The organism is Arcticibacter sp. (assembly GCF_045629565.1).
GTDB lineage: Bacteria > Bacteroidota > Bacteroidia > Sphingobacteriales > Sphingobacteriaceae > Arcticibacter.
On sequence record NZ_JAZQRL010000012.1, the window covers coordinates 39,358 to 59,765 of the forward strand.

General features: G+C 43.7%; 12 protein-coding genes and 1 tRNA gene. 11 read left to right on the top strand and 2 right to left on the bottom strand.

Going from position 1 to position 20,408, the window contains the following annotated elements; all coding sequences use genetic code 11:
* Window positions 1-46 precede the first annotated feature (46 nt).
* From ACKI5J_RS01635 to ACKI5J_RS01645, 3 genes are read left to right on the top strand one after another with little or no spacing between them, the layout of a single operon-like run.
* Window positions 47-997, top strand: a complete 951-nt coding sequence (locus ACKI5J_RS01635; protein WP_407425842.1) for a glycoside hydrolase family 43 protein — start codon at window positions 47-49, stop codon at window positions 995-997.
* A gap of 5 nt (window positions 998-1,002) precedes the next feature.
* On the top strand, window positions 1,003-2,628 hold the full coding sequence (locus ACKI5J_RS01640; protein WP_407425844.1) for a sialidase family protein: 1,626 nt from the start codon (window positions 1,003-1,005) through the stop codon (window positions 2,626-2,628).
* A 7-nt stretch (window positions 2,629-2,635) separates the two neighbouring features.
* Entirely contained in the window at window positions 2,636-4,651 is a 2,016-nt protein-coding gene (locus ACKI5J_RS01645; protein WP_407425846.1) for a hypothetical protein, read from the top strand.
* A 92-nt stretch (window positions 4,652-4,743) separates the two neighbouring features.
* On the opposite strand, the gene ACKI5J_RS01650 is transcribed toward ACKI5J_RS01645, so the two are convergent.
* A tRNA-Met gene (locus ACKI5J_RS01650) sits at window positions 4,744-4,817 on the bottom strand.
* A gap of 146 nt (window positions 4,818-4,963) precedes the next feature.
* Here ACKI5J_RS01650 and ACKI5J_RS01655 point away from each other — a divergent pair.
* The 3 genes from ACKI5J_RS01655 (at window position 4,964) to ACKI5J_RS01665 (ending at window position 8,093) form a co-directional block, all read left to right on the top strand.
* Entirely contained in the window at window positions 4,964-5,344 is a 381-nt protein-coding gene (locus ACKI5J_RS01655) for an START-like domain-containing protein (protein WP_407425848.1), read from the top strand.
* Window positions 5,345-5,369: 25 nt separating this feature from the next.
* Window positions 5,370-6,803: an LptF/LptG family permease gene (locus ACKI5J_RS01660; protein ID WP_407425850.1), complete on the top strand. Its 1,434-nt coding sequence runs from the start codon at window positions 5,370-5,372 to the stop codon at window positions 6,801-6,803.
* 72 nt (window positions 6,804-6,875) lie between these two features.
* A complete protein-coding gene (locus tag ACKI5J_RS01665) occupies window positions 6,876-8,093 on the top strand; it encodes a bifunctional 3,4-dihydroxy-2-butanone-4-phosphate synthase/GTP cyclohydrolase II (protein ID WP_407425852.1) in 1,218 nt (405 codons plus the stop codon).
* 3 nt (window positions 8,094-8,096) lie between these two features.
* On the opposite strand, the gene ACKI5J_RS01670 is transcribed toward ACKI5J_RS01665, so the two are convergent.
* Window positions 8,097-12,383 (bottom strand): translocation/assembly module TamB domain-containing protein, encoded by a 4,287-nt coding sequence (locus ACKI5J_RS01670; protein ID WP_407425854.1) that lies wholly within the window; start codon window positions 12,381-12,383, stop codon window positions 8,097-8,099.
* A 207-nt stretch (window positions 12,384-12,590) separates the two neighbouring features.
* Here ACKI5J_RS01670 and tsaD point away from each other — a divergent pair, with 207 nt between their 5' ends.
* From tsaD to ACKI5J_RS01695, 5 genes are all read left to right on the top strand, one after another.
* A complete protein-coding gene (gene tsaD / locus ACKI5J_RS01675) occupies window positions 12,591-13,592 on the top strand; it encodes a tRNA (adenosine(37)-N6)-threonylcarbamoyltransferase complex transferase subunit TsaD (RefSeq protein ID WP_407425856.1) in 1,002 nt (333 codons plus the stop codon).
* Window positions 13,593-13,808: 216 nt separating this feature from the next.
* Window positions 13,809-15,284 carry a 1-hydroxycarotenoid 3,4-desaturase CrtD gene (crtD, locus tag ACKI5J_RS01680; RefSeq protein ID WP_407425858.1) on the top strand — a complete coding sequence of 492 codons (1,476 nt, stop codon included), beginning with the start codon at window positions 13,809-13,811 and terminating at the stop codon, window positions 15,282-15,284.
* 66 nt (window positions 15,285-15,350) lie between these two features.
* On the top strand, window positions 15,351-18,923 hold the full coding sequence (dnaE, locus tag ACKI5J_RS01685; protein WP_407425860.1) for a DNA polymerase III subunit alpha: 3,573 nt from the start codon (window positions 15,351-15,353) through the stop codon (window positions 18,921-18,923).
* Between the two features lie 91 nt (window positions 18,924-19,014).
* Window positions 19,015-19,335 carry a thioredoxin gene (gene trxA, locus ACKI5J_RS01690; protein ID WP_407425862.1) on the top strand — a complete coding sequence of 107 codons (321 nt, stop codon included), beginning with the start codon at window positions 19,015-19,017 and terminating at the stop codon, window positions 19,333-19,335.
* An 80-nt stretch (window positions 19,336-19,415) separates the two neighbouring features.
* Window positions 19,416-20,339 carry a DUF58 domain-containing protein gene (locus ACKI5J_RS01695; RefSeq protein ID WP_407425864.1) on the top strand — a complete coding sequence of 308 codons (924 nt, stop codon included), beginning with the start codon at window positions 19,416-19,418 and terminating at the stop codon, window positions 20,337-20,339.
* The last annotated feature ends 69 nt before the right edge of the window (window positions 20,340-20,408 follow it).

The following is a 20,408-nucleotide window of genomic DNA, read 5'->3' on the forward strand; positions in this document are numbered from 1 at the left end:
TTAGGAGGCTAACCCAGGTTAGCCTCCTTTTAACTAATTCACCACAATGAAAAAGCTCGTATACTACATTTTATTATTAATTTTCGTTTCGTCTTCCGCATGCAAAGCCGAAAGTACCAAACCTTTCCAATTTGAAAATGCGGTACCGCTGGCGGACCCCTATATTCTGCTCTATGAGAACGTTTACTATGCTTACGGCACCCATTCTGATAATGGAATAGAGGTATATACCTCTGAAGACCTTGAATATTGGAAAAAAGCAGATGAACTTGCGCTTAGGAAGGAGGACTCCTGGGGCGACAAATGGTTCTGGGCGCCGGAGGTGTACTACCTCAAGGATAAGAACAAGTTTGTGATGTATTACACGGCCAATGAACACATTTGTGTTGCAACAGCCGACTCACCTTTCGGACCCTTTGTTCAGTCTCAGAAAAAGCCGATGATTGAGGGAGAGAAATGTATCGACAATACTTTGTTCATTGATGATGACGGGAAGCCGTATATGTTCTTCGACCGGTTTAATGATGGATTAAATATTTGGGTGACCGAGCTCGAGAACGATCTCCAGACAATCCGGGAAGGATCTCTTCGCAAGTGCATCAACGTGTCTCAGGAATGGGAAACGGTATGGCCCCGGGTGAATGAAGGGTCGTTTGTGATAAAGCATAAAGACCTTTACTACATGACTTATTCAGCCAATAGCTATGAGAGCCAATCGTACGGTATTGGTTTCGCCACCAGCAAGTCACCCACTGGTCCATGGACCAAATATGTCAATAACCCGATATTACAAAGTCCCGGTGAATTGGTTGGTGCAGGACACAGCGCCATGTTCAGGGATAAGTCAGGAGCCCTGAAGATCGTGTTCCATGCCCATCACAGCAAGACCAGCATCCATCCCAGGGCGATGTACATAGCTGACGTCTCATTTTCGACCGATAATGTCCCTGTAATGAAAATTTCACAACAAATAATGAAGACAAAGCTGCAGAGATAGGTAGAATGAAACAAAGCGTCTTTTTTGTTCAATTGTTTGTTTGTATTGCATTTCTGGCGCCGAACGTCCCTGCTGTTGGTCAGGGGCATCAGGAGCCGGCGACCCGCATTGCATGGGATTATTCTTCGATGATGCAATTAGCCGATAGGGGTGGATATCCACGATTTGCACGGTTGCACGATTCAAGTATTATTGTGATATATGAAACGTCCCGCGGGAGCATTCATTTGAAAAGAAGCAGCGATGAAGGGGGGACATGGACCGCGCCCACAGAAGTCTTCTCGCAGTTCGTCTACACCAGTTTAGAGGGTAAGTCGGTGATCGTGAATACGGCCAATCCGGAACTCAAGCAGCTGAAAAATGGAGATCTGATCATCGCATGTAATTACAGACCCTCTGCGCCTGAGGTTGCCCCCTTCAGTATTGTCATCAGGAGAAGTACTGATAACGGAAAGACATGGCTGCCGCCGCAATCACTATATTCTGCTGCCCCGCGTTTCATTGATGGCTGCTGGGAACCTGCGTTTCTGCAATTGCCAAATGGTGAGCTGCAGGTATACTTCGCTAATGAGAATCCTTATCAGCGATCGGATGAACAGGAAATATCTATGATATCTTCAAACGATAATGGCATCACCTGGACAAAGAAGATTAAGACCATTTCGTTCAGAGCGGGCCGGAGAGACGGTATGCCTGTACCGGTGCTGGTAGGCGATGAAATTGTTGTTTCAATCGAAGACAACAAAATAGGACAGTTTAAACCCTATACGGTCAGAACCTCCATCTCCGACAACTGGCGGGAGCCTGTGCTGGCAAATTCACATAGTAGAAACTATGCGTTGGCGGAGCCAGTTAGCGATTCAGTTTACATGGGCGCACCCTATCTCATTCAGCTTCCAAACGGAGAGACACTTCTTTCGTATCAGACCAATGAAAACCGGGCTCATGACTGGGAATTGTCTACCATGGAGGTTGCAATCGGGAATAACAGGGCCCGGAACTTCCGGAGAAAAACACGTCCTTTCGATCTGCCTTTAGATAAGCAGGCAAAGTGGAACTCCATAGCCTTATGGGACGAGCGTACGGTTGTTGCATTAAGCGCCTCGAACGTTGGTTCTGATTACATAGCGCCCTGGCTCATTAAAGGACATATGGTTTCAGATATTTATCTCGATAGAAGCCATGCAGAAAACCGAGTGTTTGTGGGAGCTAAAGGGCCTGCGAACCTCCGTGCAAAGATACTTGAGACCTCTGAAGGTATAGCAATAAAATGCATTGTCAGTAATCTGGAGCAAGGGGGTGAGTCCGCTGCGGTTTTGTTTTTTGCTACTAAACGAAATGCCTACAGGCTTGAATCCTCGGCGAATGGGATTAACGTGTTGTTTCTCAGACGATCCGGTAAATGGATTCAAGCCAAGCTAACAAACCAGATTGTATCGGAGGTGACTCCACTTGCCGATGGATACGAAATCAACTGGAAGATCCCGATGAAACTAAATTCCAGCAAAACTGATGCTGTTGCAAGGCTGGGTATGGCGCTGGAAGCTTCCTACAGGGGGGCATCGTACATCGAGTATCTTTCACACATGGATGCAAACAACCCGGGCACGTGGTTGAGAATTTTTAAATAATATGATTATGAAGATAAAGAGCCTGTTAACCGTTTTATTTGTTTGGGTATCCGTGCTATCGTTTGCGCAGGATATCGGTTTTCAATACCATATCACTTTGATGGAGCCGGGAAATCCAGCTAAAAGCTATCCCCTGAAAGACGGAGGAAATGGTAGTCTGTCTTCAAAAGATCCTATTCCTGTTGAGGTTATTCAGCGCCAAATCAATAATGGGCAGACAATAAAAATAGAGGTCAGCATAACCGGAAAAGAGAACATATATTACAATTTTGAAGAACTAATCAGGTTAGAAACGTTTAAGCACGAAGATTGCGAGTTCCTCATGCCGGGGTTCTGGTACCACCGCAATCTTCGCTCCCCGAAAGAGGCTCCGTCTTTCGCCACAAGCGATAGTTGGCAGGTAAGAGAAGACCGGCTGAGCTCGCCCCTCACAGGGGTGTTCGACAGGAAGAGCGGAAATTATTACACCGTCGCAAGGTTGGATGATTTCCAAACCGAAAGCCTGACTACGCACACTTCCGGTGATGTTATCCTCTCAGGAAAAACATCTATTGGTTTTACCGGGTTTAAAAATGTTGACGGAACCTCGTCTCTGGTCTTTGGGTTTCCATATCATGAAGCACCTAAAACTTATATCAGGAAGCTTACTTTGGTTTCTCCGGTACGGGCCTTTGAAAAACTTGCCAAAGGAGAGACCAGGAAGCTGACATGGGAAATCAGGAAAGGAAAGGCATCTGGCTATTCAGACTTCGTTGCCGACACCTGGAGTTACGTGTTTGATACTTATAAGCCAAAGCCTTTGGCAGATGTACATAACACGGCTGAAGCCAAGAAATTGCTCTCCAATTTTTATAAAGAAAGCTTTGTTGACAATTATGACCTCAAATACTATTCAGGTGTTCATCTCCGCACAGATGATTGTATCAGTACCGGATCTGCGGAAGTCGGTTTCGTCGGCCGGGTACTCCTGAATGCATTTAATGCTTTAGAATATGGAGAGGAGGTAGGGGACGAAAGTCTTGTTAGAAATGCACGTGCCATATTTGATAGTTATCTGTCGCGTGGGTTTACCAAAAACGGATTTTTCCGTGAGTTTGTTGAGCTAAGCCGTAACGAAGAACCGCAGGTATACAGTATTCGCCGTCAATCGGAAGGGGTTTTTGCCATCCTTAACTATCTTGCTTATGATCAAGCTAAAGGAAGGCGTCATCCTGAATGGGAATCGAAAATAAAGCAGCTTCTGGTGAATTTCTCCAAGCTGCAACAGCCTGATGGAAGTTTTCCAAGAAAATTCAACGACGAGTTTAAGATAGAGGATGAGAGCGGAGGAAGTACTCCTTCGGCTACCGTACCCCTGACTATGGCCTACAGCTACTTCGGTAACAAAAGGTATCTGGAATCGGCTAGAAAAAGTGCTGCGTACTTGGAAAGGGAAATCATATCCAAAGCGGACTACTTTTCTTCAACGCTGGATGCGAACTGTGAAGACAAGGAAGCTTCCTTGTATGCCTCAACGGCGATGTATTATTTGGCCTTTGTAACATCGGGGAAAGAGCGTGCCAGATATATTGATCTATGTGCTCAAGCAGCTTATTTCTGTTTGAGCTGGTATTACACCTGGGATGTGCCTTTCGCACAGGGACAGATGCTGGGGGATGTAGGCTTTAAGTCGAGAGGCTGGGGAAACGTCTCCGTAGAGAATAACCACGTGGATGTGTTCATTTTTGAATTTGCAACTGTTCTCGAATGGTTGGCCAATCAGAAGAATGAACAACGGTTTTCGCAGTTTTCAGACGTGATCAAGAGTTCCATGTTGCAGTTAATGCCGCGAGAAGGCCATAAGTTTAACATTGCGAAGGTGGGATATTATCCGGAGGTTGTACAGCACACTAATTGGGATTACGGTAAAAACGGTAAAGGCTTCTACAATGATATCTTTGCTCCGGGATGGACAGTCGCGTCTTTATGGCAGATGTTGAGTCCGGAGAGAGTGGAAGAGTTCTTTGCTAGAAAGAAAAACTGACCGGATTTTTAAATACCTGTAATTATCTAAAGAAATTTTGTACGGCAGATGTCTGGAAATAAAAAAAGCCGCATTAAGCGGCTTTTTTTACGTAGCGGGGAGCAGGATCGAACTGCCGACCTCAGGGTTATGAATCCTGCGCTCTAACCATCTGAGCTACCCCGCCGTTTTCCTGTTTCCGATAAACTTGGTTTTGCTTATCGTTATGGGCATTGCTGCCTCCCGAAATTGGAGTTGCAAATATAGTTTAAAATACTTTTCTTTAGAAAATAAATCTAAAAATTGCTTGCAATTGATTTTTGAATTGAGAAAATGTCTGAAAAAAAGAAGTTTACGTTAGAGTACGAAGTTCATTCCTCTCCCAAAATACTGTTTTCTTTCCTAAATGAACCTAATGGACTGGCCCAATGGTTCGCCGATGAAGTCAAATATAAGGAGCAGATTTACTCTTTCCAATGGGATGGTGAGGAGCACAAAGCGAAGCTCACCAACTTGAAAGAAAACAAACTGGTGCGTTTCAAGTGGCTGGATGATGAACCTCAGTGCTATTTCGAGATGGAAATTTTACAGGACGAGTTAACTAATGATGTGGCCTTGTCTATTACCGATTTCGCGCCTCCTGAGGCGTTGGAAGAACGCAGGCTGATCTGGGACAACCAGATTCAGTATTTGATCAGTGTATTAGGTGCATAAGCAAACTAATCACTAATTTTGCATAGTGAAGAAAGTCTATCTGCTGATAATTAAGGCCTTTATTAAGCCTTTCATTGTAACCTTTTTCATTGTGATGTTCGTGTTGTTGATGTTATTTCTATTCAAATACATCGATGACCTGATTGGAAAGGGATTTGAATGGCATGTCATCGTGCGCTTGCTATGGTATGCTTCCGCTACCAACGTAGCCATGGCGCTGCCTCTGGCCATGTTGCTTTCTTCGATCATGACCTTCGGAAACCTTGGTGAAAGCTATGAATTAGTAGCGATTAAGTCTATTGGCGTTTCCCTTCAAAAAGCGATGCGACCGCTTTTCGTGCTCGTTACGGCCCTTAGTATATCTGCCTTTTTATTCTCGGACTATATGCTTCCGGTTGCCAATTTGAAGATGGGCTCGCTGTTGTATGACGTTAGAAATCAGAAAGCGTCATTTCTCATTGAAGAGGGAATATTTAATAATACCATAGAAGGATATGCAATTCGTGTTCAAGAAAAGGGAAAGGACGGGCGCACGTTAAAGAACGTGATGATATACGACCAGACCGGACCTAACGGAAATCCCTCTACAACTTTGGCGAAAGAGGGGATCATGTACAAGACCAATAAGGACAGGACGCTTGTTCTGGAGCTGAAGGACGGGGTTCGTTATGAGGAGACATCAGGAGACAAAGGTTATAATCCGAGGGAGCGCTTTACTCGTTATCGCTTCAAGGCGACAGAACAGAAGTTCCCTCTTGATGACTTTGAGATGAAGCGTACTGATGAAAATCTTTTTAAGTCAAACTACGCCATGCTGAACCTGCGTCAATTAAAGCTATACAGGGATTCGACAGCCAGGCAGGCTGATAGCGTGTCGAAGGCGATAATGCCCTTCATCGCGCCTTCATACCGTTTGTTTAGCTATGTTCAGCCCCCGACAGAACCTTTAAAATCTGTTCCTGACTATAAACAGGACGTTTCGGAACTCTTCAACGATGTTGAGAAATCAACAGCCCTTAATGCGGCGCTTAATGAAGCACGTTCTGTATCAGAGACGCTTACGGGTAGAAGTGAGGAATACCTGTCTATTCAGAAAACCATTCGTCGTTATATCATTGAGTATAATCGTAAGTTCACCTTGTCTGTATCTTGTTTACTTCTTTTCTCTATAGGGGCCCCGCTTGGTGCCATCATCCGTAAAGGAGGCTTGGGATTACCCGTGGTGATGTCGATCATATTCTTTTTAATCTATCATATTATATCCACTATCGGCGAGAAGTCAGCAAGGGAAGGAACAATGTCACCGGTTGTCGGTATGTGGATTGCAATAGCAGTTCTAACGCCTCTGGGCATATTTTTGACATACAAATCCACCAGTGACTCTGCCTTGTTTGATGTTGAATCTTATAAACAGGCATTTATTAAATTCTTTAAGCGTTTCAAAAAGAAGACGGCATAGGCAGCGACGTTGTTTATAAACTTACATGTTCATTATACTATTGTTAAGTGATTAGCTTAATTTTGTATTCAAATGGATATTAAACTTAATACAATTGAAGAAGCCATTGACGACCTGAAGGCCGGCAAGGTGATCATTGTAGTTGACGATGAAGACAGGGAGAATGAGGGTGATTTCATTACCACTGCACGTAATATTACTCCAGAGATCATAAATTTCATGGCTTCGCAGGGCCGGGGACTTATTTGTGCGCCGCTGACGGAAAGTCGCTGTGATGAACTTGGATTAAACTTGATGGTAGGGACCAACACAGCACTCCATGAAACTAATTTCACGGTGTCTGTTGACTTAATCGGAAATGGTTGTACCACCGGTATTTCGGCCTCTGACCGCTCCAAGACGATTCAGGCGCTGATCGATCCGGCTACTCGGCCAGAAGATTTGGGTCGCCCGGGACACGTGTTTCCCCTTCGTGCTAAGGATGGTGGCGTACTTCGTCGGGCAGGTCATACAGAAGCGGTGATTGACTTTGCGAGCCTTGCAGGCATGGAGCCGGCAGGTGTTCTGGTTGAGATAATGAAGGAGGATGGCGAAATGGCCCGATTGCCTGATCTGATGCTAATCGCCGAAAAGTTTGATCTGAAAATTGTTTCCATTAAAGATTTAATTAACTATCGGTTGCAGACCGAGTCCTTGATAGCTAAGGAGGTTTCTGTAACGTTGCCTACACAATGGGGAAATTTCCAGCTGGTTGCTTATACGCAAACCGATACGCAGGAACATCACCTGGCTCTGGTTAAAGGGGAATGGAAGGAGGACGAGCCTGTATTGGTTAGAGTTCATAGTTCCTGTGTTACGGGAGATATTTTCGGATCGTGTCGTTGTGATTGCGGGCCTCAGCTGCATAAGGCTATGGAAATGATCGAGGCTGAAGGAAAGGGGGCGATCATCTATATGAATCAGGAAGGCAGGGGTATTGGTCTTATCAACAAGCTTCATGCTTACAATCTTCAAGAGAATGGCTTCGATACTGTTGATGCGAATTTGCAGCTCGGCTTCAAGATGGATCAGCGAGATTATGGTGTAGGAGCGCAGATATTAAGAAGTCTGGGCATTACGAAGATGCGGCTACTGTCCAACAACCCGAGCAAGCGTGCAGGCTTAATCGGTTATGGGATTGAGATTGTGGAGAATATTCCGATCGAGATTGCTTCGAACCAATATAACGAACAATACCTTATAACAAAGAGGGATAGAATGGGGCATTCTATTTTGAATAACTCCTTGTAATACTTATTTGGATTTTCGCTGTGAATCACTGTTGCCTGGTAAGATAGCGGCAGATGGTCCGGTGGGTTTCTGCTGACTTGGTGAAGGGGTGGGAGTAGGTAATTGCCTTCTTTCATCCCTTCTTCTTTTTCCGATCAAGGCCCTCAGGAATTCTCTTAAATTTTCAAAATCCTGACGGTAAACCAGTCCCAGTGCGCTGATGTATTCCTGGTCAGGATTTAGGAAGTTCCTGTTGTTAAGCCTGTTCGACGCTCTGGCATTCAGACTTCCGTCCTTTCTAAGCAGATAGAGAAGCTCGACGTCCCTGGCGACTGAGTTTCCTATAATGTTCAGATCATTTAACTCTGTTCTTCTATCGGTAACGCCTCCCGTAATCACCAGACGATCTTCCAGAAGACGGAGTGATGCACTGGCTTCGTTAAGAGACCTTATATTCAAATCTACGAAATTCAAGTTAAGGGATTGGGCGAGAATATTGTTCAACTGGTTGAAGAACAGTTCGGTGCCAGCACTAAATATGGTTGAGTTTACTGCCTGGACGTTCACGGACCCGGTGTTTGGCGAAAAGGACCTTCTGACGATTAGACTCAATGCTTGCGTATTCTTGTTATTTACATCGTTGAAGTAACTCTGCAGTTCATCCTTGACCTTGGTGTCTGTAGGGAAATTGATGTCGAAAGATATATCTGGCTGGGTCAGATTACCGTTCAGATTCATGATGGCCTCCGCTAATACGCGCCCTTCTTCGGCAGCCCTTCCGGCAGCGAGGTATAGCGGACGTACGTCCGTTCGCACGCTGTAGGCCGCTTTGAGATTGATCAGAGCGTCGGCAGGATCGCCTGTCCATCTGATTGAGCCTCCCTGACTAAGATCGAATATCTTGTTGATAAAATCCTGGGCTGTAAACTGAAACTTGCCACTAGAGATGAGATAATCTCCGTACATTTCGAAATCTCCCTGACTAGTGATTTTTAGGTTCAGGGTAGCATTTCCTCGTCCATTTAACCGACCGAGATTCGTGATGATATTCACTTCACTGTTTTCGTCTACAACCAGGTCAAAGTTCATAGCGATACCGCGAAACAACGAGGGAGCGAGAGGCCTAAAGGACGAGTCTTTAGCGACGAATGTAATGTAGTCGTTGTTAGTAATAGTCTCCGATCCGTTTAGCGGAATGTTGAAGACTGTGCCTTCTTCTGTTTTAGCATTGATATCAATGCTCATATTGCTCGTTGGACCTTTAAATTTGAATGTCCCCGTGGCGAAGGCGGTTCCGTAATAGATGGGATTGTCTTTCGCTGTCGTATTTAAGGCCATGAATTTGCTTGCCCGGATGGAAATGTCCAAAAGGGGGTTTCTCAAATCTGTCAGGTCGACAGTTCCGGTAGCAACCGCAACGTTATTGTTAATGTCTCTCAACTCCAGGTTGTCCAGATTGATTACACTGTTCTGGATCGATACCTCATCTGTGACACGATAAGGAGTTCTAAGATAATTGACTGTTAAATGTGCGTCTTTCAGGCTTAGGTTTCCATTAATCCGTGGATCAAGAATATTGCCGCTGACATTTACTTTGGCTGATACCTGACCTTTTACATTAGATACCAGGCTTCTGATAGCAGGCGTAAAGATGACCAGTTCATTATCCTCCATAGTAAGATCAAGGTCAAGCGTATTGACTTCAGCGCTGGCATTGTAAGTACCAACAACGTTCATCGTTTCTTTACCATCTTTGAGAATGTCCATATTAACGTTTACTAGCTTGGTGACATTGTCGAGATCGGCAACAAGGTTTAAATCGCCCACCCTCGTATTGTTCATGACCAGCGTATCTATCTTCAGCTGTGCTTCTATTTTTGGCTGCCTCAGTACGGAATTCAGAGATACGTTTCCGTTAAGCTGACCGCCAAGAATAACTCCGGCAGCTCTTGTCAGCGCATTAAAGGTTACAAGGGTGAAATTTTTGAAGTCTATGTTTAACTTGTCCTGTGGCTGGTCAGATATCACGCCATCTATAGTAAGGAGCTGCTCATTACGCAAAAGTTCGAAGCTCTGAACGAAAATCTTATTGTTGTCGAACTGCAGTTTTACTTGTTCAGGAACCCGCCAGACTTCCCGGTTGATGATGAAGTCTGATGGCAGAAGGCTTAATTTAGCGAGCGTGTCTGTGCCAAACTCAATCAAACCGTTTAGATCGAGCTGATTGGTAGCATCTTTATCTGATAGCTTGATATTGAGCGAAAGGCTGTCATTGTAGAGGATGTTTGCAAAGTTGACGTTCTTGATGTATAGACTGTCAGTGATGTCAATACGGTCGGCCGTCATGAACAGGTTCAGTGCCCTTCGGGCTGCCGATTCGTCAATAATGAAGTTATTGACCTTTATTTTTTTGTATTCTATAAGCTCACTGGATCCGTTAAGGGCAGCTATGCTGTCGACACTGTTGAAACGACCGTAAAATACTGCTCCCAGGGGTATTTTTAAATCAGGGAGTACCAACATTGCAACAGGGGCGAAATCTTTAATGTTTAGATAGAAATTAAAGTCTTGCTCGCCTACTTTCCGTATATCGGCTTTTAGGGAGGGGATATAGCGTTTAACTACCGATTTGAAGTAGGAAGGCAGTGTGTTAAGGTCATATCTTCCACGAATGTTTGCTTCGAGAATATCAGAATTAATAGCCAACAATCTCGAGCTGCCCAAGCCTTCGGCTTTCAGAATAATTTCATCTACCAGAAGAGAGCTGTCTCTGCTGGTAAGCCGGAGTTCAGTTAAATTGAGATTGCCTTCTATGTTGTTCAGATTATTGCCTGTAAAGGCAGTGTTCACTTTTACGTTAAGCTGAAGAGTATCTTTAGTGAAATGGAGCTTATTTAAGTTAGCATTGGCTACTGATGCATTAAATTTGAAGGCCGGGAGGCGCGTGTTTAAGTTGATGTCTCCATCAAAGTTCAATCTGATGTTTTTATCGTTTATCCGGATGTTTCCGCGGAAAAGTTTATTGATGATGTCTCCGCGCATATCAATATTGCTGTAACGATATCCGTTGAAATCAAAATAGCGTGCGTCGATGTCTATTTTGTCGCGCAGTTCATGAAGGTTGAATCCGCGACCGTCGATCCTGGCGGTGAGGCTTGTACGCCCCAATTTTTTTTGTTCAAGAAGATCGCCTAAGTTGAAGTCTACCGCCTGAATTGTTCCGGTGTAGGTTGGAGTTCCGTTTAAGTTTATGTTGACGTCGGGCTGAAGCCGGCCCAGGCTTGTCTTGAATTCACCTTCTGCTTTAAAGTTCTTTACGAGTCCGTTGAAAGTACCCTGGAAGCTGACATTACCAAACTTCGCTGCAATTTCAGGAATTTTCGCGGTTAATCCAGTAGCCTGTTTGATGAGTTTATCCGCATCTTTTTTATTGGTGAAAAGGCGTTCGATTTGCAGATTGAACATCGTGCGGTCTATATTAGGAAGACCCTTTATTCCAAAATTACCTTTGATATAGGTGGCCTGCCCAGCCGTCATGGTGACATTTTTTGCAGTGATATTGTTGACTCGGCCACTTACGTCACCGTTCAGGCGGACATCAAGATTCATGTTCTTGAGTGCTGATGTGAAATAGGAGATATCACTTGAATGCAGGGTGCTGTTATGAAGAGAAGCTTTGACGTATACCTTGTTAATGAAGTCAGAAAAGTCGCCGAAATTATTGTATTTGAATAAGAGATAATTGCTCAGGGAACTTCTGTTGGTTTCCAGCTTTAGATTAGCAAATTGCATGCTGTTGGTGTCAATAGTAGCGTCAGTATCCAGGTTTCTAACAAAAAATCCGGTTTTTTCTTTGAAACTTAGAGCACGGACCTTCGCTTTGAAAAGGAAATTTTTGGTATCCAGATCCGTTATCACCGCATTCAGTTTGCTCAATGCAATGTCATTGAAGTTGACCTGACGGGTCAGTGTGCTGTCATTGAAGTTTCTGTACCTGAAGGATGTATTGTGGATAGCAATTTTCTCAAAAGTAACGGTATAAGGTTCAGAAGACGGTTTCTTTTTAGTTTCAGGTTCACCAGAGTCAAAATAATTTATGATGAACTGCAGATTAGTCGTATTGTCTTTGTATTTTTTGAGATAGAATGATCCGCCGTTAAGATCTACGGTTTGAACGTCCACTATTCTTTTTCTGAGTGAAAAGAGATTAAGGTCTACTGAAAATCTGGGCGCATAAAGCAAGGTGTCTTTTTCCTGATCCTGAATGTAGAGACCTTCCAATACGACGAGCTTAAACGGCTTAATGTACAAGCTTTTGATATCGATTGTGGAGTTAAGTTCTCCGGACAGGTAAGCTGCCGCCCTTTTCGCTGCGTACGTCTGAACTGATTTAAACTGTAAAGCAAAAATCAGAGATGCAGCCAGCAGAATGACAGCAGATAAAATCCATAACGTTATTTTAAGTAGTTTTTTAATAATTTTGTACTTTAAATCACAACAATAAAATTTCTATCCAGTTTGGCTACTATACTCGCTATCGAATCGTCCTGCGATGAAACCTCTGCATCTATATGTAAAGATGGTGAAATCCTCTCTAACATAATTGCGACTCAGGCAGTTCATCACAAATATGGAGGTGTCGTTCCCGAGCTGGCCTCCAGAGCTCATCAGCAAAATATTATTCCAGTAGTGGAAGATGCAATATCGACCGCTAAAATAAACAAAAAAGACATTCAAGCCGTCGCTTTTACTAGAGGGCCGGGTTTATTAGGTTCATTGCTTGTCGGAACATCATTCGCAAAGGGCTTTGCACTGGCGCGGAATCTGCCTCTGATAGAAGTGAATCATATGCATGCGCACATTCTCGCGCATTTTATAGATGATCCCAAGCCCAAGTTTCCTTTTCTCTGTCTTACCGTATCAGGTGGACATACACAGATCGTCCTGGTGCGAGACTACTTTGATATGGAAATCGTTGGCGAAACAAACGATGACGCCGCAGGCGAGGCTTTTGATAAAACAGCTAAGATTTTGGGGCTTCCCTATCCGGGTGGGCCTCTTGTTGACAAACTGGCCAGGGAAGGAAACGCCGCTGCTTTCGGCTTCCCGGAGCCGCAGATTCCGGGTCTTAACTTTAGTTTCAGTGGTTTAAAGACTTCTATTCTTTATTTTGTGAGGGATAAGAAGAAAGTTGATCCGGATTTTCTTACAAACAATATGGCTGATATATGCGCCTCAGTTCAGCATCGTATCGTAACTATCTTGCTAAAAAAGCTGAAATTAGCTGCAAAGCAGTATAATATCTCGCATATCGCTATAGCAGGAGGGGTATCTGCTAACTCAGGTTTACGGCAGCACTTGCAGGATGTAGCCGAACAAGAAAGCTGGAAAGTGTATATACCCGCTTTTCAGTATTGCACAGACAACGCGGCTATGATCGCCATTGCAGGATATTATAAATACCTTCGCGGAGATTTTGTCGGACAGGATATCTCTCCTTTAGCCCGTATGAATTTTTAATAACAATCAGATGATAACCACTTCGTTAATCTTTGCTCTTTTATTTGCAGTTCCTTTAATAGGGTTTATCTTTTATTTGATCTGGAAAGACAAGCAAAAACGTAAGCTCGGAATTGCGGTGTTGATCGCTTTGTGTGTTTTCGCCATTTTAGTTGCTTATCAGGTTAATAAAGACAAAGGGATTTAAAGCAATTTCTTTACATTAGAGGTCTGTTTATGGCCGCTTCTCATCATGATAAACCGACGATCGTCATTGGCGCTGGCATAGCAGGCATTGCGGCGGCAATTCGGCTTGCTGTGAAGGGCTATAAGGTTGAAGTATTTGAGGCTAATTCTTATCCAGGAGGAAAGCTTAATGAATTTGTGAACTCCGGTTTCCGCTTTGATGCCGGGCCGAGTTTGTTTACGATGCCTCAATATGTAGACGAGCTTTTCAGGTTAGCAGGAAAAAATCCGACAGATTATTTTCGCTATGAGAAGCTGGATTCCATCTGTCATTATTTCTACGAAGACGGCACGAGGCTGACTGCGTGGGCAGATTCCGCTAAGCTTGCTGACGAGATCGCTCTGAAAACCAGGGACACGAGGGAGTCAGTTATGCGTTTTTTAAACAAAAGCCGGGACATCTATGACATAACCCACCATGTATTTCTCGAAAAATCCCTGCACCGGCTGGATTCATATTTAAATAAGCAAACACTAAGGTCTGTTTTGCGCTTCGGAGAGATTGACGCATTCAGAACGATGAACGAGGCGAATGAAAAGCATTTCCACGACGATAAAACTCGTCGCTTTTTCAACAGATATGCCACTTATAACGGATCAAATCCATATAAGGCGCCAGCTACCTTAAATATTATTCCGCATCTTGAACAGCACTTTGGAGCCTATTTTCCGGAAGGAGGCATGCACGCTATTACAGACTCGCTTGTTAAACTTGCGAAGGATCTGGGAGTACGCTTTTATTTTAATTCGAAAGTGGAAGAAATTCTATACGAGAGAGGCCAGGTGACAGGCGTAAACGTTGCGGGTGACGTGGTTCGCGCATCCTACGTTATCTCGAACATGGATGTCTGGTTTACCTACAGGAAGCTTCTTAAAGGGATTAAATTGCCGGAAAGAGTTTTAAAACAGGAGCGGAGCAGCTCTGCACTAATATTTTATTGGGGTATAAGGGGAATCTTTAAAGAGCTGGATCTGCATAATATTTTTTTTAGCGAGGATTACGAGAAGGAATTCCGTACTATTTGGAAGCATAAGACCATTGACGAAGATCCGACGGTCTATTTGAATATCAGTTCCAAATACTGTCAGGCTGATGCGCCTGAAGGTTCTGAGAACTGGTTTGTGATGGTAAATGTCCCCGCAAACGTCGGGCAGGACTGGGACCGGCTGATAGCCGAGGCGCGGTTGAATATTATCAAAAAGCTTAGCCGGATTCTGAAACAGGATATCGGTTCTTTAATTGTGGTAGAAAAGGTGCTGGATCCGAGAGAAATAGAGTCAAGCACCTCTTCCTATCAAGGTTCACTTTATGGTACAAGTTCGAACGGTCGCTTTGCTGCGTTCCTTAGACATCCAAATTTTATAGACTCAGTCAAGGGCCTGTATTTCGTCGGAGGGAGTGTTCATCCCGGTGGGGGGATTCCATTGGCGTTGCTTTCTGCGAAGATTATAGACGATAATTTTTAAGGTTTCATGTGATTCCGGGCTTGAAATTTTTAGTAATTTCGGGTTTCTCAAATAGAACGATCAGCGATGCCGGAATTTTCTCATTTACACGTACATACACAATTTTCATTGCTCGACGGAGCTGCGGATATTTCTAAGTTATATAAGAAAGCAGCAGCCGATGGTATGAAGGCCCTGGCTATAACCGATCACGGGAATATGTTCGGTGTGTTTAAATTCGTGGCCGAGGCGGGTAAGCACAATGTTAAGCCTATCGTAGGCTGTGAGTTCTATGTGGTAGACGACAGACACAAGAAACAATTTACAAAAGAGAACCGTGACGTTCGTTTTCATCAGCTTTTTCTGGCAAAAAATGCCCAGGGCTATAAAAATCTGACAAAGCTCTGTTCTTTGGGATATATGGAAGGTCTGTACAGTAAATGGCCGCGAATAGACAAGGAACTGATACTCCAATTTCATGAAGGATTAATTGCTACCAGCTGCTGTATTGGGGCGTCCATTCCTCAGGCCATTTTAAAGAAGGGTGAAGAAGAGGCGGAGAAGGAGTTGAAGTGGTGGCTTGACCTTTTTGGGGAGGATTTCTATATTGAGCTGCAGCGTCATGATATCCCTGAGCAGATTATCATCAATGAGACCTTGCTCAAGTTTGCCAAAAAACATAACGTTAAAGTTATTTGTTCGAATGATTCACACTATGTAGATCAGCAGGATGCCAATGCCCATGATATCTTGCTTTGCGTGAACACCGGAGATATGCAAAAGACTCCTATCGCGACAGACGACGAGGGTGGAAAGGGGTACCGGTTTGGCTTTCCGAACGATCAGTTTTATTTTAAAACACAGGCGGAAATGGCCAAGCTTTTTCATGATGTGCCTGAATCCCTTGACAATACCAATGAGATCGTTGATAAGATCGATCATCTGAAGCTGAAGCGAGATATCATGCTTCCTAACTTTCCTATTCCGCAGGAATTCAAGATTCACGCTGATGATGTGATGAACCAATGGGAGTTTCTAAGGGATATGACTATGCGGGGCGCACAAGAGAGGTACCGTGAAATTACTCCGGAAGTGCAGGAGCGTTTGGATTTTGAATTGAACACTATCCGGATCATGGGTTTTGCCGGTTATTTCCTGATTGTATCTGACTTTATCAAGGCCGGGAGAGATCTGGGTGTATTTATAGGCCCTGGCCGCGGTTCTGCTGCTGGATCTGTGGTTGCATATTGTACGGGAATCACAAACATAGATCCTATCAAATATAATCTTCTGTTTGAGCGTTTCCTGAACCCAGACCGTAAGTCAATGCCCGATATTGATACGGACTTTGACGACGAGGGCAGGCAGAAGGTTATTGACTACGTTGTTGACAAATACGGTAAAAACCAGGTAGCGCAGATTATCACTTATGGCTCTATGGCGGCACGGACAAGTATTCAGGACGTCGCGAGGGTGCTTGATGTTCCTTTGTCGGACGTAGCGGCGATGAAGAAGCTAGTGCCTGATACACTTGGAGTTACGCTGAAAGAGGCATTCGCGCAGGTGCCTGAACTTGATGCCATTCTTAAAGGCAACGATCTGCGTGCTCAGGTACTGCGTGAGGCTGAAAAGCTCGAGGGCTCCATCCGTAACACAGGTATACATGCTGCCGGTATTATTATTGCGCCCGAAGATCTTACCAATATTATACCGGTAGCGATCATGAAAGATTCACCATTGCTGGTAACTCAGTTTGATGGTCGTGTGATTGAAGATGCAGGGGTAATTAAAATGGACTTTTTGGGTCTTAAGACCCTGACGATTATAAAGGACGCGCTGCGATTGATCAAGCAGAATTATGGAATTTCTATCGATATTGATTACATACCGCTTAACGACCAATTGACATTTGAGCTTTATCAAAGAGGAGATACAAACGGAACGTTCCAGTTTGAAAGTGATGGTATGCAAATGTACCTGCGGGAGCTGAAACCAGATAAGTTTGAAGACCTTATTGCGATGAATGCGCTTTACCGACCGGGGCCGATCGAATATATTCCATCCTTCATCGCTCGAAAACATGGCAGGGAGCAGGTAAGCTATGACCTTCCGGACATGGAAGAGTATCTTGCTGACACGTACGGTATCACGGTTTACCAGGAGCAGGTGATGCTTCTTTCGCAAAAGCTGGCTGATTTTACCAAAGGTGATGCCGACGTATTGCGAAAGGCGATGGGTAAGAAGGATAGGAAAATGTTGGATAAACTAAAGCCGCAGTTTGTTGAGAACGCACAAAAGAAGGGCCATGATAAAAAGCAGCTGGAAAAGATCTGGACTGACTGGGAGGCTTTTGCATCTTATGCGTTTAACAAGTCGCATTCTACCTGCTACGCATTTGTGGCTTATCAGACGGCCTATCTGAAAGCGCATTATCCGTCGGAGTATATGGCGGCGGTTTTGAACAACCAAAATAACATCGAAAAGATTTCGCTCTTCATGGAGGAGTGCAGGCGGATGGGGCTGGCAGTACTTGGTCCGGATATTAACGAGTCAAACCTGAGCTTCGGGGTGAATAAGAGAAAAGAGATCCGCTTTGGCATGTCGGGCATAAAGGGTGTTGGGGACAAAGCTGTTGAAAGTATAATTGAGGAGCGAGATAAGAACGGGCCGTATGTGAGTATTTACGATTTTGCGAAGCGGATAAATTCGAGGACCGTAAATAAGAGGGTGTATGAAAATCTTGTATATAGCGGAGCCTTTGACTGCTTCGGTTTTAGCAGGGCTCAGTTTTTCTTTAAGCCGGAAGGCAGTTCTTACAATGGGATTGAGCGGCTGATCAAATACAATAGCGATTATCAGAACAGTTTGAATACATCGCAGGCTTCTTTATTCGGTGGGACATCTGATGCAAATATTGCTGTTCCTGTGATGGCAGAATGTCCGGAATGGGGACTGATAGAGCGCTTGAAGTATGAAAAAGATATGATCGGTATTTATCTTACTGGTCATCCTTTGGATAATTATAAGCTGGAAATGGATCATTTCTGTAGTCATCAGGTTAAGCACTTGAACCTCATTGTTAAGGCGAGAAGTGGCGAGATGAATGAGATTGATACTGAAGAGTTTAATAAGATAAAGAATCGGGAAATTTGCATAGGAGGGCTGGTTTCAAATGCCCAACATCGCTATACAAAAAACGGTAAGCCTTTCGGCTCGATGATGTTGGAAGACTATAGTGAATCTGCGGAAATAGTGCTTTTTGGCGAAGAGTACGTTAAGCAAAAGATGTTCTTTAGTGATGGTTATTTCCTTCAAGTTAAGGGAACTGTTTCTGAGCGTTTCAGGCAGAAAGATAACTGGGAGTTTAAGATCACCCAAGTCTCTCTATTATCTGACCTGAGGGACAAGATGTCGAAGTGTCTTACCATTCAAGTCCCCCTTCATGAGCTTTCTTCAAGCTTCATTGAGCAAATAGACGAGTTGCTGAACCAGAACATGGAGAACAATCCCAGCCGGAATTGTCAGTTGAAATTCGCGATTTATGATGCAGAAGAACAGGCTATATCTGTTGAGATGCCATCTAAAAATTTCCGGATATTTCCAAGTAATGAGTTTTTGGATGCCCTTAGTGACCGAAAGATATCTTACCGCTTAAATTGATAAACATCTGCATGTCACAATGTCTTTTTTAATTTGTGGTAAGATAATTGTATAAGTAAATTTGATAATAGAACCTGTAAATAAATAAACAATGGCTATAGAAATAACAGACGCAAACTTTGATGAAGTAGTTCTGAAATCTGATAAACCCGTATTAGTTGACTTTTGGGCAGAATGGTGTGGTCCTTGCCGTATGGTGGGTCCGGTTGTAGAAGAATTGTCGAAGGAATACGAAGGTCAGGCAGTAATTGGTAAAGTAAACGTTGACAATAACCCTGCGATTTCTACCAAATTTGGTATACGTAATATCCCTGCTTTGCTTTTCTTTAAGAACGGCGAAATTGTAGACAAGCAGATCGGCGCAGTTCCAAAGTCTGTATTGGCGGAGAAGTTGGTTAAGCAATTGGCTTAATTTAAATATTGAAACACAACATATAAAAAGACCGGCTTTCAACAGCCGGTTTTTTTTGTTTTACAGAGAAATCAGATAAGATGAGGCTTAAAATCGACGAGATTGGTTCGGAAGGTTTGGTAAATCTTCAACTTCTTGCGCGGCAGGTTGTCGAGGGTTTTATTACTGGGCTTCATAAAAGCCCCTTTCATGGATTTTCTGTTGAGTTTGCCGAGCACCGATTGTATAACAATGGCGATTCGGTCAAGAATATTGATTGGAAACTCTATGGACGAACTGACAGGCTTTTTGTAAAGCGGTTCGAGGAAGAAACCAACCTTCGCTGTCAATTGGTACTAGATGTGTCGTCTTCTATGTATTTTCCGGTTGAAGGAATGAATAAACTGATGTTCTCGGCTTGTTCGGCAGCAATACTCATGGAACTTTTCAGGAAGCAGAGGGATGCGTTTGGTTTAAGTTATTTCTCGGAAAATTTGGAGTTTTCGTCTGCGGCAGCTTCAACCTCTGCCCATCAGAGCTTTTTACTTGCTGAGTTACAGAAACTCATCATGCGTGACAGACCCGCAAAACGAACGTCGCTCGTCTCGGCCCTTCATGAATTGGCAGAAAAGTTGCATAAGCGATCTTTGGTGATAATTTTCACCGACATTTTCGAGTCTTATACGGAACCAGGAAATCATGCAGCTTTATTCGCTGCTTTGCATCATCTGAAACATAACAAGCACGAGATTATCTTATATAATGTGCTCGACCACCGCACGGAATTAGATTTTCAGTTTGATGAACGGCCGTATCAATTTATGGATATCGAAACGGGGGAGGAGCTGAAGTTAAATCCTTCGCAGGTAAAGGATACTTTTAAAAAGTCAATGGGAGAACTGCAAAGAGAACTTAAACTAAAATGCGCTCAATATGCGATTGACTTTGTTGAGGCAGATTGTAATGTCGATTTTAGTCAAGTACTCCAAAACTACTTTATTAAACGAAATAAGATAGCGCGTTAGCTTCTGATTATTAGAATAGCGATATTTTACTTCGGTATGATATTTGGTATAATACTGGTTTTCAATATA